Origin of the sequence: Marinobacter alkalisoli (assembly GCF_045449795.1) — a bacterium.
GTDB lineage: Bacteria > Pseudomonadota > Gammaproteobacteria > Pseudomonadales > Oleiphilaceae > Marinobacter.
The window spans coordinates 140951-154449 of record NZ_JBJJLB010000021.1 but is presented as its reverse complement, the minus strand read 5'-3'; the positions used below and the strand labels follow the sequence as shown (position 1 = coordinate 154449).

Here is a 13499-nt window from a genome sequence, read left to right as displayed (position 1 = left end):
GGCACCATTGGTCACGTTGACCATGGTAAGACCACTCTGACAGCAGCACTGACTCGTGTATGTCACGAAGTCTGGGGTACAGGTACTGCCAGTGCATTCGACCAGATCGACAACGCACCGGAAGAGAAGGCGCGTGGTATCACCATCGCGACTTCCCACGTAGAGTACGATTCTCCGACTCGTCACTACGCCCACGTAGACTGCCCGGGCCACGCGGATTATGTGAAGAACATGATCACCGGTGCGGCGCAGATGGACGGCGCGATCCTGGTATGTTCCGCAGCTGACGGCCCCATGCCGCAGACTCGTGAGCACATCCTGCTGTCTCGTCAGGTTGGTGTACCGTACATTGTCGTGTTCCTGAACAAGGCCGACATGGTAGACGACGAAGAGCTGCTCGAGCTGGTTGAGATGGAAGTTCGCGAACTGCTGGAGCAGTACGACTTCCCGGGCGACGACACCCCGATCATTGCCGGTTCCGCGCTGATGGCGCTGGAAGGTAAGGACGACAACGAAATGGGTACTACCGCTGTCAAGAAGCTGGTAGAAGCCCTGGACGACTACATCCCTGAGCCGGAGCGTGCAATCGATCAGCCGTTCCTGATGCCGATTGAGGACGTATTCTCCATCTCCGGTCGTGGTACTGTGGTAACCGGTCGTGTTGAGCGTGGCATCATCAAGGTGGGTGACGAAGTGGAAATCGTTGGTATCAAAGATACCGTGAAGACCACTTGTACCGGTGTTGAGATGTTCCGCAAGCTGCTGGACGAAGGCCGTGCCGGTGAGAACGTTGGTGTTCTGCTGCGTGGTACCAAGCGTGACGACGTTGAGCGTGGTCAGGTTCTGGCGGTTCCGGGCTCCATCACTCCGCACACCAAGTTTGAGTGCGAAGTGTACGTTCTGTCCAAAGAAGAAGGTGGTCGTCATACGCCGTTCTTCAAGGGCTACCGTCCGCAGTTCTACTTCCGCACCACCGACGTAACCGGTTCTTGCGAACTGCCGGAAGGTGTGGAAATGGTAATGCCGGGTGACAACGTGAAGATGAGTGTTACCCTGATTGCTCCGATCGCCATGGAAGATGGTCTGCGCTTCGCGATTCGCGAAGGTGGCCGTACCGTTGGTGCCGGCGTAGTCGCCAAGATCATCGAGTAATCCACTCGATTGATCCAGGAAAAAGGGGCTGAAACATCAGCCCCTTTTTCTGTTTCAGCCGCGAATTGATGCCCGACCGGGTCAATCTGCATTGCAGTTGACACGGTTGGGTATTATGCATACAATGCGGCTCCTTTTTTTGAAGGTCGGCTAAACAAGTAGCTGCTACGAGTGGAGTTTGGTGCATCATGCAAAGCCAAAAAATTCGAATCCGGTTGAAGGCGTTTGATTATCGCCTGATCGACCAGTCCACGCAGGAGATTGTCGATACCGCTAAGCGGACCGGCGCTCAGGTGCGTGGGCCAATCCCTCTGCCGACGCGGAAGGAAAAGTACACCATCCTGATTTCTCCGCACGTCAACAAAGACGCGCGCGATCAGTATGAAATTCGTACTCATAAGCGTTTGCTCGACATTGTTGAGCCGACGGAAAAGACAGTAGATGCTTTGATGAAGCTGGACCTGGCAGCAGGTGTAGACGTTCAGATCAGCCTCGGCTAAGCCCTTCGGCTAAGTCTGTGTAACTGTCATAAGGCCATAGAGGGTGAGAGCCCCGTACACTTAAGAGGTGAAACATGGCAATTGGTGTTGTCGGTCGTAAGGCCGGTATGACCCGTATTTTTACGGAAGATGGGCAGGCGCTGCCCGTTACGGTAATTGAGGTTGAGCCCAACCGCATTACCCAGCTCAAAACTCTTGAAAGCGATGGTTATCGCGCGGTTCAGGTAACCGTCGGTGCTCGTCGTTCCTCTCGTGTGACTAAGAGCGAAGCAGGCCACTATGCCAAAGCCGGCGTTGAAGCTGGTCGCGGTATGTGGGAGTTCCGTCTGGCCGATGGCGAAGGTGAAGACCTGGTAGCCGGCGGCGAGATCACGGCTTCTGTCTTCGAAGACGGTCAGGTTGTTGATGCCACTGGTCAGTCCAAGGGTAAAGGTTTCCAGGGCGGTGTTAAGCGCTGGAACTTCTCCATGCAGGACGCGACCCACGGTAACTCACTGTCGCATCGTGCTCCGGGTTCCATTGGTCAGAACCAGACTCCGGGCAAGGTATTCAAGGGCAAGAAGATGGCGGGCCAGATGGGGAACGCGCAGGTGACTGTGCAGAACCTGAAGGTCGTCCGCGTCGACGCCGAGCGCAACCTGCTGCTGGTAAGTGGTGCCGTTCCCGGCGCGACTGGCGGTAACGTTGTCATCAAGCCTGCAGTTAAAGCCTGAGGAGCGGTGCGATGGAATTGACTATTACAGGTAGCGGCAAGGGAATTTCTGTTTCCGATGCCGCATTCGCCAAAGATTTTAACGAGTCGCTGGTTCACCAGGTGGTTACTGCATATATGGCAGCCAGCCGTCAGGGTACCAAGGCTCAGAAAACACGTTCAGAAGTCAGTGGCGGCGGTAAGAAGCCCTGGCGTCAGAAGGGCACAGGTCGTGCTCGTGCAGGTACAATCCGTAGCCCGATCTGGCGCTCCGGTGGTGTGACCTTTGCTGCCAAGCCTCGTGACTTCGAGCAGAAGGTCAACCGTAAGATGTACCGCGCAGCGATGCGCTCTATTTTTTCCGAGCTGGTTCGCCAGGAGCGTTTGGTTGTGGTTGACGACATGAATGTCGACACCCCCAAAACCAAGGCTTTCAACGCCAAGCTGAAGGACATCGGTGTGAATAACGCTCTGATTCTGTCCGACAACGTTGAGCAGAATCTGCACCTGGCCTCCCGCAACATTCCGCACGTTGACGTGCGTGACGTTGCAGGTCTGGACCCGGTTAGCCTGGTTGCCTTCGAGAAAGTCGTTGTGACTGTTCCCGCTCTGAAGAAGATCGAGGAGATGCTGGGATGAATCAGGAACGTATTTACAAGGTTCTTCTGGGACCGCACGTATCAGAGAAAGCGTCTCTGGTGGCGGAAAGCAATCAGGTGGTGTTTCGTGTAGCACCTGATGCCACTAAGCCCGAGATCAAGAAAGCCGTTGAGCAGCTGTTCAACGTCACCGTCGAAGGTGTTCAGGTTCTGAACCGTAAGGGTAAGCTCAAGCGTACCATCCGCGGTTTCGGCAAGCGTAATGATCTGCGTAAGGCTTATGTAAAGCTTGCGGAAGGTCAGGACATCGATTTTCTGGATGTGGAATAAGGTAAAGGGGTCGTAATATGCCGATCGTCAAAACCAAGCCAACATCTGCCGGCCGCCGTCACGTTGTAAAGCTCTACAACCCTGATCTTCACAAGGGGCGCCCTTACGAGCCGTTGGTAGAAACTAAGAGTAAGTCGGGTGGTCGTAACCATTTTGGTCGCATCACTACCCGTCACGTTGGTGGTGGCCACAAGCAGCACTACCGCGTAATTGATTTCAAGCGGACTAAAGATGGCATTCCGGCGACTATTGAGCGCCTGGAATATGATCCTAACCGCTCCGCGCACATCGCGCTCCTGAAGTACGCCGATGGCGAGCGTCGTTACATCATCGCTCCCAAAGGTATGCAGATCGGAGATCCTGTGCGTTCCGGTATCGACGCGCCGATTAAAGTGGGCAGCACGCTACCGCTCCGGAATATTCCGGTCGGTTCCGTGATCCACTGCGTCGAACTCAAGCCTGGCAAAGGTGCCCAGCTGGCTCGCTCCGCGGGCGCATCCGTACAGCTGGTAGCGCGTGAAGGTGCATATGCCACCATCCGCCTGCGCTCAGGTGAAATGCGTAAGGTGCTTGTTGACTGTCGCGCAACGTTGGGTGAAGTCTCCAACAGCGAACACAGCCTCAAGCAGCTTGGTAAAGCGGGTGCATCACGTTGGCGCGGTAAACGTCCAACAGTACGTGGTGTTGCTATGAACCCAGTTGACCACCCGCATGGTGGTGGTGAAGGGCGTACCTCTGGCGGGCGTCACCCTGTTACTCCTTGGGGTGTTCCGACCAAAGGGCATAAGACTCGTAAGAACAAGCGTACTGACAAGATGATAGTACGTCGTCGTTCGGCCAAGTAAACGACTACATAGAGGTAATTGCTGTGCCACGTTCTTTAAAGAAAGGTCCTTTTATAGACCTGCATCTGTTGAAGAAGGTCGAGGCAGCTCTGGAAGCTAACGACAAGCGGCCGATCAAGACCTGGTCGCGCCGGTCAACAGTTTTTCCGGAGATGGTAGGCCTGACCATTGCAGTCCACAACGGCAAGCAGCACGTGCCGGTTTATGTCACCGAAGATATGGTTGGACATAAGCTGGGTGAGTTCGCGGCAACGCGTACTTATCGTGGTCATGCGGCCGACAAGAAAGCTAAACGCTGATTCTGAGGTAATAGAAATGGAAGTAGCAGCCAAGTATAAGGGCGCTCGCCTCTCAGCTCAGAAAGCACGTCTTGTCGCTGACCAAGTACGCGGCAAGGCTGTTGAGGACGCCCTAAACATTCTGACTTTCAGCCCAAAAAAGGCGGCAACAGTCATCAAGAAAGCTCTTGAGTCTGCCATCGCCAACGCTGAGCACAACGAAGGTCTGGACGTTGACGAACTGCGGGTTTCCACCGTGATGGTGGATGAGGGTCCGACGCTCAAGCGAATCAAAGCTCGAGCCAAGGGGCGCGCTGACCGGATTTTCAAGCGCACCTGCCATATCACCGTCAAGGTCGCCGACAAGTAGGAGATGCTCAGATGGGTCATAAAGTAAATCCAACCGGCATTCGCCTGGGTGTGATCAAAGAGCACAACTCAGTGTGGTATGCCGAAAAGCAGGAATATGCGAACAACCTGTTGAACGACATTCAGGTTCGTGCATTCCTTGACAAGCGTCTGGTCAAGGCGTCTGTCAGCAAGATTGTGATCGAGCGCCCTGCTCAGAACGCCCGTATCACGATCCATACTGCCCGCCCCGGTATTGTTATCGGTAAGAAGGGTGAAGATGTTGATCGTCTGCGTCGCGAAGTCAGCGACATGATGGGTGTGCCCGTGCACATCAACATCGAAGAAGTCCGCAAGCCGGACCTGGATGCCCGCCTGGTAGCGCAAAACGTTGCCGGCCAGCTGGAGCGTCGTGTGATGTTCCGTCGCGCTATGAAGCGTGCGGTGCAGAACGCCATGCGCCAGGGCGCGAAGGGTATCAAGATCCAGGTAGGCGGACGTCTCGGGGGTGCTGAAATCGCGCGTTCCGAGTGGTATCGCGAAGGTCGTGTACCTCTGCACACTCTGCGTGCAGATATTGATTACGCAACCTACGAAGCGCATACCACTTACGGCGTTATCGGCGTCAAGGTATGGATCTTCAAAGGTGAGATTCTTGGTGGTATGGAGCAGGTCCGTGCTGACAAGAAAGCCTCTGGGAAGAAAGGTTCTAAGTAAAGGGGCACTCTTATGCTGCAACCAAAACGCACCAAATTTCGCAAGGTAATGAAAGGCCGTAACACCGGTCTCGCTCACCGCGCTAACAAGGTGAGCTTCGGTGAATACGGATTGAAGGCGACTACTCGTGGGCGTATAACTGCGCGCCAGATTGAGGCAGCGCGTCGTACCATGACTCGTCGCATCAAGCGGGGCGGTAAGATCTGGATCCGGATTTTCCCGGACAAGCCGATCTCCAGCAAACCGCTTGAAGTACGAATGGGTAAAGGTAAGGGTTCTGTCGAGTATTGGGTGGCTGAAATCCAGCCAGGCCGGATGCTTTATGAGATGGAAGGTGTTTCCGAGGAAATCGCTCGTGACGCGTTCACTCTTGCTGCGGCCAAATTGCCGGTACAGACCACCTTTGTAACGAGGACGGTGATGTGATGAAAGCAACAGAGCTGCGTGATAAGTCAGTCGAGGAGCTGAACGGCGAGCTGATCGACCTCCTGAAGGAGCAGTTCAACCTGCGCATGCGCAAGGCGACAGGTCAGCTGAATCAGTCTCACCTTCTCGGCAATGTGAAGCGCGATATTGCTCGCGTGAAAACAGTATTGAATGAAAAGGCAGGACAGTGACATGACCGAAGCTACCCAAACTGCCAGAACTCTGAGCGGCAAGGTCGTGAGCAACAAGATGGAGAAATCCATCGTGGTCCTGGTTGAGCGTCAGGTGAAGCATCCGCTGTACGGTAAGTACATGAAGCGCTCAACCAAGATTCATGCTCATGATGAGAGCAATCAGTGCAATGTCGGTGACACTGTGACCATTCAGGAAACCCGTCCGGTCTCCAAGACCAAGAGTTGGGCCCTGGTGGAAGTCACCGAACGTGCATCCAAGGTGTAACTCGCCCGGAGAACAACCATGATTCAGACTCAAACAATGCTTGAAGTCGCGGATAACAGCGGTGCGCGTCAGGTGATGTGCATCAAGGTCCTGGGCGGTTCACACAGGCGTTATGCCAGCGTAGGGGATATCATCAAGGTGACCGTCAAGGAAGCCATCCCCCGCGGTAAAGTGAAGAAAGGCCAGGTCCTGAAAGCTGTCGTTGTACGTACTCGCAAGGGTGTACGTCGTCCCGACGGGTCGCTTATCCGTTTTGACGGAAACGCGGCAGTACTTCTGAACAATCAGGACGCACCGATTGGTACCCGTATCTTCGGACCGGTTACCCGTGAACTGCGTAATGAGAAGTTCATGAAAATTATCTCACTGGCACCCGAAGTACTTTAAGGACCAGAGGCCGGTTATGAAAAAGATTAAACGAGATGACGAAGTAATCGTCACTACGGGGAAAGATAAAGGCAAACGTGGTAAAGTCCTGAAGGTTCAGGACGATGGCCGAGTGATTGTTTCTGGCATCAACATGATGAAGAAGCACACCAAGCCGAACCCGATGCTGGGCTCCCCAGGTGGCATCGTCGAAAAAGAAGCACCTATCCAGGCTTCCAACGTGGCTATTTTTAATCCGCAGACCGGCAAAGCCGATCGCGTAGGCTTCCAGATCAAGGAAGACGGCGCCAAAGTGCGGATCTTCAAGTCCACGAACGAAGCTGTCGATAACCAGTAAGCGGTGGTGGTTACGATGCTTAACATGAAAGAGCAGTACAGTAAGGAAGTGGTACCCGCCCTGCAGAAAGAGTTCGGCTACAAGAACGTGATGCAGGTGCCGCGTATCGAAAAGATCACCCTGAACATGGGTGTCGGCGAAGCGGTTGGTGACAAGAAGCTGATTGAGAATGCCGTGGCGGATCTTGAGCGCCTGGCAGGTCAAAAAGTGGTTGTTACCAAGGCACGTAAATCCGTCGCGGGTTTCAAAATCCGTGAAGGTTGGCCTATCGGTTGTAAGGTTACCCTGCGTGGCGAGCGTATGTGGGATTTCTTTGATCGCCTGGTTCACATCGCGGTTCCCCGCGTTCGTGACTTCCGCGGTCTGAACCCCAAATCGTTCGACGGTCGCGGTAACTACAGCATGGGTGTGCGTGAGCAGATCATTTTCCCCGAGATCGAGTACGATAAAGTCGACAAGATCCGTGGTCTGGACATCACCATTACCACCACTGCCGGTACCGACGACGAAGGTCGCGAACTGTTGAAAGCCTTTGGCTTTCCGTTCAAGAAATAAGGAACGAGTGTAATGGCTAAGGTTTCCATGAAGAACCGTGAGCTCAAGCGCGAGAAAACCGTTGCGAAGTTTGCAGCGAAGCGCGCCGAGCTCAAGGCGATTATCAAGAACCCGAATACCAGCGATGATGACCGCTGGGACGCACAGATGAAGCTGCAACAGCTTCCTCGTGATGCTTCTCCCTCGCGTCTTCGTAATCGTTGCCAGGTGACTGGTCGCCCCCACGGCGTTCTGCGCAAGTTCGAGCTTTCACGGATCAAGCTCCGTGAATACGGCATGCGCGGTGACGTACCGGGTCTGACCAAGGCAAGCTGGTAAGACTGGCATCCTGACCACCAGGTCAGGTGCCCGTTGGTAAGCGGTGCGGCACGCCGCTGCACAACTAAAAAGATCAGGAGCCTCATACCAATGAGTATGCAAGATACGCTTGCGGATATGTTTACGCGTATTCGTAACGCACAGATGGCACAGAAGGCCGACGTGGCCATGCCGTCTTCAAAGATGAAGATCTCCGTGGCCCAGGTCCTGAAGGACGAAGGTTACGTTGAAGATTTTTCCGTTTCAGCTGACGCGAAGCCCGAGCTGACGATTACTCTGAAATACTTCGGCGGCAAGCCGGTTATTGAGGAGATCAAGCGGGTCAGCCGTCCGAGTCTGCGCCAGTACAAAGGCGCTGGGGAACTGCCGAAAGTATCCGGCGGTCTGGGAGTCGCGATTGTCTCAACGTCCAAGGGCGTTATGACAGACCGCGCCGCACGAGCTGCCGGCGTGGGTGGCGAAGTCATCTGCACCGTATTCTAGGAGAATCACATGTCCAGGGTTGCCAATAATCCTGTCGTGCTGCCTTCCGGTGTTGAGGTTAAGCTGAACGGACAGGAAATTAATGTGAAGGGCTCCAAGGGAGCGCTTCAAATCACCATTCACCAGGCGGTAGAAGTAAAGCAGGAAGAAAACGTTCTTCGCTTTGCAGCCCGCGATGGTGCCAAACAGTCCCGCGCTCTTGCTGGTACCACCCGTGCACTGGTCAACAACATGGTGACCGGTGTCTCTACAGGCTGGGAGCGTAAGCTCGCGCTGACGGGCGTAGGTTACCGTGCCCAGGCGCAAGGTAAGAAGCTCAACCTGACACTGGGTTTCTCACACCCGGTCGAGTATGAGCTGCCCGAGGGGATTACCGCTGAAACTCCGTCTAATACGGAAGTTGTGATTCGCGGAATCGACAAGCAACAGGTTGGCCAGGTCGCTGCGGAAGTCCGCGCATTCCGTCCGCCAGAGCCTTATAAAGGCAAGGGTGTGCGTTATGCGGATGAGCAGGTCAGACGCAAAGAAGCCAAGAAGAAATAAGGCGGGACTATGAGCGCGAATAACGAAAGATTGCGTCGCGCACGCAAAGTGCGCATGAAGATCCGTAAGCTGGGTACCGACCGCCTGTGCGTTCACCGCACGCCGCGTCACATGTATGCCCAGGTTACAACTGCAGATGGCAGCAAGGTTATTGCCACTGCCTCCACGTTGGATAAGGAACTGCGCCAGGGTGCAACCGGTAACGTGGAAGCTGCCAAGAAGGTCGGTCAGCTGATTGCTGAGCGTGCCAAGGCGGCAGGTGTAGAGAGCGTTGCTTTTGACCGCTCCGGTTACCGTTATCACGGTCGGGTCCAGGCTCTGGCCGACGCAGCCCGTGAAGCTGGCTTGCAATTCTAAGAGGTGGAGAAGATGAGCGTTAACGAACAGAAGGCGCCTGAGCTCCAGGAGAAGCTGGTTCAGGTCAATCGTGTCGCCAAGGTTGTAAAAGGTGGCCGTATTTTCGCCTTCACCGCACTGACTGTAGTGGGTGATGGTAAAGGTCGCGTTGGTTTTGGTCGTGGCAAGGCACGTGAAGTGCCGGTCGCTATCCAGAAGGCAATGGAAGCTGCGCGCAAGAACATGGTAGAGGTTCCGCTTGACGGTACCACTCTGCAATACGCGGTGAAGGCTCAGCATGGCGGCTCCAAAGTCTACATGCAGCCTGCGTCTGAAGGTACTGGTATCATCGCCGGCGGTGCGATGCGTGCAGTACTGGAAGTTGCCGGTGTTCAGAACGTACTGTCCAAGTGTTACGGGTCTACCAACCCGGTGAACGTGGTACGTTCCACCATCAAGGGTCTCCAGGCGACACAAGCGCCTGAGGATATTGCAGCCAAGCGCGGTAAAACCGTGGAAGAGATTCTGGGTTGAAGTCATGGCGAACGCAAAAACGATCAAAGTAACTCTGACCCGCAGCCCCATCGGCTGCCAGCCCAAGCACAAACTGTGTGTGAAGGGCCTGGGTCTTCGTAAAATCGGTCACACCGTGGAAGTGGAAGATACGCCTTCCATCCGCGGCATGATCAACCGGGTTGATTACCTGGTTCGGGTTGAGGAGAACTAAGATGCGTCTGAACGAACTTAGTCCGGATCCCGGTTCACGTCCTGCTGCCAAGCGCGTAGGTCGCGGTATCGGTAGCGGTCTCGGTAAAACCGGTGGCCGTGGTCACAAGGGTCTGAAAGCCCGTTCCGGTGGCAGTGTTGCTCCCGGTTTCGAGGGTGGTCAGCAGCCGTTGGCCCGCCGTCTGCCGAAGTTTGGTTTCACTTCTCGTCAGCAGCGTTATGTTGCTGAAATTCGCCTGAATGAACTGGCGAAGGTAGAGGGTGACGTAGTTGACCTCGAAGCACTCAAAAAAGCAGACATCGTTCGTGAAGAAATTCGCGAAGCGAAAGTTATCCTTTCCGGCGAACTGAGCCGGGCGGTAACCGTAAAAGGTCTGCGAGTGACCAAGGGCGCACGCGAGGCTATTGCTGCCGCGGGTGGAAAAGTCGAAGACTAAGGCGAGTCGAGGACTAAATGGCCAAGACAGCATCATTGCCTGCGGGCGCGGGAAAAGGACTGGCAGAGCTGCGTTCGCGGCTCTGGTTCGTCTTCCTGGCATTGTTGGTGTACCGTATCGGTGCCCATATACCGGTGCCGGGTATTAACCCTGACCGCCTGGCGGCATTGTTCGATCAGAACCAGGGCACGATCCTGAGTCTGTTCAACATGTTTTCCGGTGGTGCGCTTGAGCGCATGAGTATCTTCGCACTCGGTATCATGCCGTATATCTCCGCCTCTATTATCATGCAGCTCATGACAGCGGTAAGCCCGCAGCTTGAGCAGCTGAAGAAAGAGGGCGAGGCTGGCCGTCGCAAGATCAGCCAGTACACGCGGTATGGTACGGTTATCCTGGCCCTGGTTCAGGGCTTCGGTATTTCTGTCGGTCTGGCATCTCAGGGCGTCACCTTTAACGACAGCTTCAGCTTCCACTTTGTGGCGGTTGTGTCCTTCGTTTGTGGTGCTGTCTTCATGATGTGGCTCGGTGAGCAAATCACCGAGCGTGGCGTCGGTAACGGTATTTCCCTGCTGATTTTCGCCGGGATCGTTGCCGGTTTGCCCGGTGCTATCGGTCAGACACTGTCGCAGGCACGGAATGGCGAGATGAGTCTTCTCGTTGTTCTGGGTATTGGTGTGCTGGCGATTGCCGTGGTTGGCTTTGTGGTGTTCATGGAGCGAGGTCAGCGGCGCCTGACTATCAACTACGCCAAGCGTCAGCAGGGCCGTCGGGTGTTCGCCCAGCAGTCCAGCCATCTGCCGCTGAAGGTCAATATGGCCGGTGTTATTCCGCCGATCTTCGCGTCTTCCATCCTGTTGTTCCCGGCATCGCTGGGGCAATGGTTTGGTCAGGGCGAAGGTATGGAGTGGCTGAGTGATATCTCCCAGGCACTGGCGCCAAGCCAGCCCCTGTACATTATCCTGTTTGCGGCAGCAGTGGTATTCTTCTGCTTCTTCTACACAGCACTGATGTACAATCCGAAAGAAGTTGCGGATAACCTCAAGCGCTCTGGAGCGTTTATTCCGGGCATTCGTCCCGGTGATCAGACAGCCAAGTATATCGACGGCGTTCTGACCCGGCTGACTCTGTTCGGTGCAATGTACATTGCAGCAGTTTCCCTGTTCCCTCAGTTTCTGATGGTGGCCGGGAATGTACCGTTCTATCTGGGTGGTACCTCACTGCTGATTGTTGTAGTCGTGGTGATGGATTTCATGGCGCAGGTTCAGTCGCACCTGATGTCTCATCAATATGATTCGTTGATGAAGAAATCCAATCTCAAGGGCTATGGTCGGAACGGTTAAAACCGTTCCCCTTGAAAACTGGAGTCGACAATGAAAGTACGCGCTTCGGTAAAGAAAATTTGCCGTAACTGCAAAGTAATTCGTCGCAATGGCTCGGTACGAGTCATTTGCTCGGAGCCTCGTCACAAGCAGCGCCAGGGCTGATTCCTTCGGGAAGCCTTCCTGACATTGCAGGGTTCCGGAATGATAGCGCTTGACTCTGAATGGGGTCAGGCGCTATTATTTCGCGCCCTTTTTGTGGCGGAAAATTCACACAGCAAAGCTTTGAACGCGGAGTAATTTGGATGGCACGTATAGCCGGTGTCAATATACCCGATAACAAACATGCTGTTATCTCGCTGACCTACATCTTTGGTGTTGGCAAGACAACAGCCCAAAAGCTTTGCGATGCAACCGGCGTCAAGCCGGACGTCAAGGTCAAAGACCTGTCCGACGAGCAGCTTGAATCCCTTCGTAGTGAAGTGGGCAAGGTGTCTGTCGAAGGCGATCTGCGTCGTGAAGTACAGATGAACATCAAGCGTTTGAAGGATCTCGGATGTCACCGTGGTCTGCGTCATCGTCATGGCCTTCCGGTCCGTGGCCAGCGCACCAAGACCAACGCCCGCACCCGTAAAGGTCCTCGCAAACCTATTCGTAAGTAACAGGTAGGCAAACATGGCAAAGCCAGGTACACGTACCCGTAAAAAGGTGAAAAAGACGGTTGTTGATGGCGTCGCGCACATTCACGCGTCCTTCAACAACACTATCGTGACCATTTCTGACCGTCAGGGCAACGTCCTGTCCTGGGCTACTTCTGGTGGTTCCGGTTTCCGTGGGTCACGCAAGAGTACACCTTTTGCTGCGCAGGTAGCAGCTGAAAGAGCCGGTAATGCGGCTGCTGAATACGGCCTTAAAAACCTGGACGTAGAGGTTAAGGGTCCTGGGCCCGGACGTGAATCCGCTGTACGCGCGCTGAATGGCTGCGGGTACAAGATCACCAACATCACTGATGTGACGCCGATTCCCCATAACGGCTGTCGTCCGCCCAAAAAGCGCCGCGTCTAACACAGGAGACAGTGAATTATGGCTCGTTATATAGGCCCGAAGTGCAAGCTGTCTCGTCGTGAAGGGACAGATCTTTTTCTGAAGAGCGGTGTTCGCGCGCTCGATTCGAAATGCAACATTGAGACTCCGCCGGGTATGCACGGCGCGCGTCGCAGTCGTTTGTCCGAATACGGCGTTCAGCTTCGTGAAAAACAGAAAGTTCGTCGTATTTACGGTGTGCTCGAAAAGCAGTTCCGTAATTACTACAAAGAGGCTGCCCGCATCAAAGGCGCAACCGGTGAAAACCTGCTGCAGCTTTTGGAAGGCCGTCTCGACAACGTTGTATATCGCATGGGTTTTGGTTCTACCCGTGCTGAGTCCCGTCAGCTCGTTTCTCACAAGGCGATCCTGGTCAACGACAAGGTAGTGAACATTCCTTCCTACCAGGTTAAGCCGGGTGATGTTGTGAGCGTGCGTGAGAAGGCAAAAAACCAGCTTCGCGTTAAAGGCGCGCTGGATCTGTCTGCAAGCCGCGCACCGGTGAGCTGGGTAGAGGTCGACGCCAGCAAGATGTCCGGCGTTTACAAGTCAGTGCCTGAGCGTACTGAACTGCCGGCCGACATCAACGAGAACCTCATCGTCGAGCTTTACTCGAAGTAAAGCCCAGTT

27 protein-coding genes are annotated in these 13499 nt (G+C 54.7%); all 27 read left to right on the top strand.

The genetic code is table 11. The features are described 5' to 3' along the window. Window positions 1-1152: elongation factor Tu (tuf, locus tag ACJO3M_RS10410; RefSeq protein ID WP_406999795.1), on the top strand; the 1152-nt coding region annotated here is incomplete at its 5' end. Between the two features lie 188 nt (window positions 1153-1340). After that, complete coding sequence (rpsJ, locus tag ACJO3M_RS10405; protein ID WP_077529290.1) at window positions 1341-1652, top strand: 30S ribosomal protein S10; 312 nt, start codon at window positions 1341-1343, stop codon at window positions 1650-1652. Window positions 1653-1726: 74 nt separating this feature from the next. Beyond that, window positions 1727-2365, top strand: a complete 639-nt coding sequence (gene rplC, locus ACJO3M_RS10400) for a 50S ribosomal protein L3 (protein WP_406985937.1) — start codon at window positions 1727-1729, stop codon at window positions 2363-2365. Window positions 2366-2376: 11 nt separating this feature from the next. After that, window positions 2377-2982 (top strand): 50S ribosomal protein L4, encoded by a 606-nt coding sequence (gene rplD / locus ACJO3M_RS10395; RefSeq protein WP_127330390.1) that lies wholly within the window; start codon window positions 2377-2379, stop codon window positions 2980-2982. Continuing rightward, entirely contained in the window at window positions 2979-3272 is a 294-nt protein-coding gene (rplW, locus tag ACJO3M_RS10390; RefSeq protein ID WP_127330392.1) for a 50S ribosomal protein L23, read from the top strand. The genes rplD and rplW overlap by 4 nt, the downstream gene beginning before the upstream one ends. Window positions 3273-3289: 17 nt before the next feature. Continuing rightward, window positions 3290-4117 carry a 50S ribosomal protein L2 gene (gene rplB, locus ACJO3M_RS10385; RefSeq protein WP_012139769.1) on the top strand — a complete coding sequence of 276 codons (828 nt, stop codon included), beginning with the start codon at window positions 3290-3292 and terminating at the stop codon, window positions 4115-4117. 23 nt (window positions 4118-4140) lie between these two features. Continuing rightward, window positions 4141-4416, top strand: coding sequence for a 30S ribosomal protein S19 (gene rpsS, locus ACJO3M_RS10380; protein WP_007154011.1), 276 nt, complete (start codon window positions 4141-4143; stop codon window positions 4414-4416). A 16-nt stretch (window positions 4417-4432) separates the two neighbouring features. Further along, window positions 4433-4765 carry a 50S ribosomal protein L22 gene (rplV, locus tag ACJO3M_RS10375; RefSeq protein ID WP_048497742.1) on the top strand — a complete coding sequence of 111 codons (333 nt, stop codon included), beginning with the start codon at window positions 4433-4435 and terminating at the stop codon, window positions 4763-4765. Window positions 4766-4776: 11 nt separating this feature from the next. Next, entirely contained in the window at window positions 4777-5460 is a 684-nt protein-coding gene (gene rpsC / locus ACJO3M_RS10370) for a 30S ribosomal protein S3 (RefSeq protein WP_406985932.1), read from the top strand. A 12-nt stretch (window positions 5461-5472) separates the two neighbouring features. After that, window positions 5473-5886: a 50S ribosomal protein L16 gene (rplP, locus tag ACJO3M_RS10365; RefSeq protein WP_027830882.1), complete on the top strand. Its 414-nt coding sequence runs from the start codon at window positions 5473-5475 to the stop codon at window positions 5884-5886. Further along, on the top strand, window positions 5886-6077 hold the full coding sequence (rpmC, locus tag ACJO3M_RS10360; protein WP_407001311.1) for a 50S ribosomal protein L29: 192 nt from the start codon (window positions 5886-5888) through the stop codon (window positions 6075-6077). The genes rplP and rpmC overlap by 1 nt, the downstream gene beginning before the upstream one ends. A gap of 1 nt (window position 6078) precedes the next feature. After that, complete coding sequence (gene rpsQ, locus ACJO3M_RS10355; protein WP_012139774.1) at window positions 6079-6345, top strand: 30S ribosomal protein S17; 267 nt, start codon at window positions 6079-6081, stop codon at window positions 6343-6345. An 18-nt stretch (window positions 6346-6363) separates the two neighbouring features. Next, complete coding sequence (rplN, locus tag ACJO3M_RS10350) at window positions 6364-6732, top strand: 50S ribosomal protein L14 (RefSeq protein WP_007154005.1); 369 nt, start codon at window positions 6364-6366, stop codon at window positions 6730-6732. Window positions 6733-6748: 16 nt separating this feature from the next. Further along, entirely contained in the window at window positions 6749-7069 is a 321-nt protein-coding gene (gene rplX / locus ACJO3M_RS10345; protein WP_407001310.1) for a 50S ribosomal protein L24, read from the top strand. Between the two features lie 15 nt (window positions 7070-7084). Beyond that, window positions 7085-7624 (top strand): 50S ribosomal protein L5, encoded by a 540-nt coding sequence (gene rplE / locus ACJO3M_RS10340; RefSeq protein ID WP_297792966.1) that lies wholly within the window; start codon window positions 7085-7087, stop codon window positions 7622-7624. 12 nt (window positions 7625-7636) lie between these two features. Further along, entirely contained in the window at window positions 7637-7942 is a 306-nt protein-coding gene (gene rpsN, locus ACJO3M_RS10335) for a 30S ribosomal protein S14 (RefSeq protein WP_008174884.1), read from the top strand. Window positions 7943-8032: 90 nt separating this feature from the next. Next, window positions 8033-8425 (top strand): 30S ribosomal protein S8, encoded by a 393-nt coding sequence (gene rpsH, locus ACJO3M_RS10330; protein ID WP_406985925.1) that lies wholly within the window; start codon window positions 8033-8035, stop codon window positions 8423-8425. Window positions 8426-8434: 9 nt separating this feature from the next. Beyond that, window positions 8435-8968, top strand: a complete 534-nt coding sequence (gene rplF / locus ACJO3M_RS10325; protein ID WP_407001309.1) for a 50S ribosomal protein L6 — start codon at window positions 8435-8437, stop codon at window positions 8966-8968. 9 nt (window positions 8969-8977) lie between these two features. Then, entirely contained in the window at window positions 8978-9325 is a 348-nt protein-coding gene (gene rplR, locus ACJO3M_RS10320) for a 50S ribosomal protein L18 (protein ID WP_012139782.1), read from the top strand. 12 nt (window positions 9326-9337) lie between these two features. Next, window positions 9338-9838: a 30S ribosomal protein S5 gene (gene rpsE / locus ACJO3M_RS10315; protein ID WP_012139784.1), complete on the top strand. Its 501-nt coding sequence runs from the start codon at window positions 9338-9340 to the stop codon at window positions 9836-9838. 4 nt (window positions 9839-9842) lie between these two features. After that, window positions 9843-10031 (top strand): 50S ribosomal protein L30, encoded by a 189-nt coding sequence (rpmD, locus tag ACJO3M_RS10310; RefSeq protein ID WP_012139786.1) that lies wholly within the window; start codon window positions 9843-9845, stop codon window positions 10029-10031. A 1-nt stretch (window position 10032) separates the two neighbouring features. Next, window positions 10033-10467 (top strand): 50S ribosomal protein L15, encoded by a 435-nt coding sequence (rplO, locus tag ACJO3M_RS10305; RefSeq protein WP_406985919.1) that lies wholly within the window; start codon window positions 10033-10035, stop codon window positions 10465-10467. Window positions 10468-10484: 17 nt separating this feature from the next. Further along, window positions 10485-11807 carry a preprotein translocase subunit SecY gene (gene secY / locus ACJO3M_RS10300; RefSeq protein ID WP_407001308.1) on the top strand — a complete coding sequence of 441 codons (1323 nt, stop codon included), beginning with the start codon at window positions 10485-10487 and terminating at the stop codon, window positions 11805-11807. Window positions 11808-11837: 30 nt separating this feature from the next. Beyond that, a complete protein-coding gene (rpmJ, locus tag ACJO3M_RS10295; protein ID WP_008174902.1) occupies window positions 11838-11951 on the top strand; it encodes a 50S ribosomal protein L36 in 114 nt (37 codons plus the stop codon). Window positions 11952-12091: 140 nt separating this feature from the next. Continuing rightward, a complete protein-coding gene (rpsM, locus tag ACJO3M_RS10290; protein ID WP_407001307.1) occupies window positions 12092-12448 on the top strand; it encodes a 30S ribosomal protein S13 in 357 nt (118 codons plus the stop codon). A gap of 13 nt (window positions 12449-12461) precedes the next feature. After that, window positions 12462-12851 carry a 30S ribosomal protein S11 gene (gene rpsK, locus ACJO3M_RS10285; RefSeq protein WP_004580767.1) on the top strand — a complete coding sequence of 130 codons (390 nt, stop codon included), beginning with the start codon at window positions 12462-12464 and terminating at the stop codon, window positions 12849-12851. 18 nt (window positions 12852-12869) lie between these two features. Further along, complete coding sequence (gene rpsD / locus ACJO3M_RS10280; RefSeq protein ID WP_407001306.1) at window positions 12870-13490, top strand: 30S ribosomal protein S4; 621 nt, start codon at window positions 12870-12872, stop codon at window positions 13488-13490. Window positions 13491-13499: the final 9 nt, after the last annotated feature.

What these genes read in the sequence shown, in the direction of transcription:
- rpsJ (WP_077529290.1), top strand. Translation starts at nt 1,341, where the DNA reads ATGCAAAGCCAAAAAATTCGAATCCGGTTGAAGGCGTTTGATTATCGC.
- rplC (WP_406985937.1), top strand. Translation starts at nt 1,727, where the DNA reads ATGGCAATTGGTGTTGTCGGTCGTAAGGCCGGTATGACCCGTATTTTT.
- rplD (WP_127330390.1), top strand. Translation starts at nt 2,377, where the DNA reads ATGGAATTGACTATTACAGGTAGCGGCAAGGGAATTTCTGTTTCCGAT.
- rplW (WP_127330392.1), top strand. Translation starts at nt 2,979, where the DNA reads ATGAATCAGGAACGTATTTACAAGGTTCTTCTGGGACCGCACGTATCA.
- rplB (WP_012139769.1), top strand. Translation starts at nt 3,290, where the DNA reads ATGCCGATCGTCAAAACCAAGCCAACATCTGCCGGCCGCCGTCACGTT.
- rplV (WP_048497742.1), top strand. Translation starts at nt 4,433, where the DNA reads ATGGAAGTAGCAGCCAAGTATAAGGGCGCTCGCCTCTCAGCTCAGAAA.
- rpsC (WP_406985932.1), top strand. Translation starts at nt 4,777, where the DNA reads ATGGGTCATAAAGTAAATCCAACCGGCATTCGCCTGGGTGTGATCAAA.
- rplP (WP_027830882.1), top strand. Translation starts at nt 5,473, where the DNA reads ATGCTGCAACCAAAACGCACCAAATTTCGCAAGGTAATGAAAGGCCGT.
- rpmC (WP_407001311.1), top strand. Translation starts at nt 5,886, where the DNA reads ATGAAAGCAACAGAGCTGCGTGATAAGTCAGTCGAGGAGCTGAACGGC.
- rpsQ (WP_012139774.1), top strand. Translation starts at nt 6,079, where the DNA reads ATGACCGAAGCTACCCAAACTGCCAGAACTCTGAGCGGCAAGGTCGTG.
- rplN (WP_007154005.1), top strand. Translation starts at nt 6,364, where the DNA reads ATGATTCAGACTCAAACAATGCTTGAAGTCGCGGATAACAGCGGTGCG.
- rplX (WP_407001310.1), top strand. Translation starts at nt 6,749, where the DNA reads ATGAAAAAGATTAAACGAGATGACGAAGTAATCGTCACTACGGGGAAA.
- rplE (WP_297792966.1), top strand. Translation starts at nt 7,085, where the DNA reads ATGCTTAACATGAAAGAGCAGTACAGTAAGGAAGTGGTACCCGCCCTG.
- rpsN (WP_008174884.1), top strand. Translation starts at nt 7,637, where the DNA reads ATGGCTAAGGTTTCCATGAAGAACCGTGAGCTCAAGCGCGAGAAAACC.
- rpsH (WP_406985925.1), top strand. Translation starts at nt 8,033, where the DNA reads ATGAGTATGCAAGATACGCTTGCGGATATGTTTACGCGTATTCGTAAC.
- rplF (WP_407001309.1), top strand. Translation starts at nt 8,435, where the DNA reads ATGTCCAGGGTTGCCAATAATCCTGTCGTGCTGCCTTCCGGTGTTGAG.
- rplR (WP_012139782.1), top strand. Translation starts at nt 8,978, where the DNA reads ATGAGCGCGAATAACGAAAGATTGCGTCGCGCACGCAAAGTGCGCATG.
- rpsE (WP_012139784.1), top strand. Translation starts at nt 9,338, where the DNA reads ATGAGCGTTAACGAACAGAAGGCGCCTGAGCTCCAGGAGAAGCTGGTT.
- rpmD (WP_012139786.1), top strand. Translation starts at nt 9,843, where the DNA reads ATGGCGAACGCAAAAACGATCAAAGTAACTCTGACCCGCAGCCCCATC.
- rplO (WP_406985919.1), top strand. Translation starts at nt 10,033, where the DNA reads ATGCGTCTGAACGAACTTAGTCCGGATCCCGGTTCACGTCCTGCTGCC.
- secY (WP_407001308.1), top strand. Translation starts at nt 10,485, where the DNA reads ATGGCCAAGACAGCATCATTGCCTGCGGGCGCGGGAAAAGGACTGGCA.
- rpmJ (WP_008174902.1), top strand. Translation starts at nt 11,838, where the DNA reads ATGAAAGTACGCGCTTCGGTAAAGAAAATTTGCCGTAACTGCAAAGTA.
- rpsM (WP_407001307.1), top strand. Translation starts at nt 12,092, where the DNA reads ATGGCACGTATAGCCGGTGTCAATATACCCGATAACAAACATGCTGTT.
- rpsK (WP_004580767.1), top strand. Translation starts at nt 12,462, where the DNA reads ATGGCAAAGCCAGGTACACGTACCCGTAAAAAGGTGAAAAAGACGGTT.
- rpsD (WP_407001306.1), top strand. Translation starts at nt 12,870, where the DNA reads ATGGCTCGTTATATAGGCCCGAAGTGCAAGCTGTCTCGTCGTGAAGGG.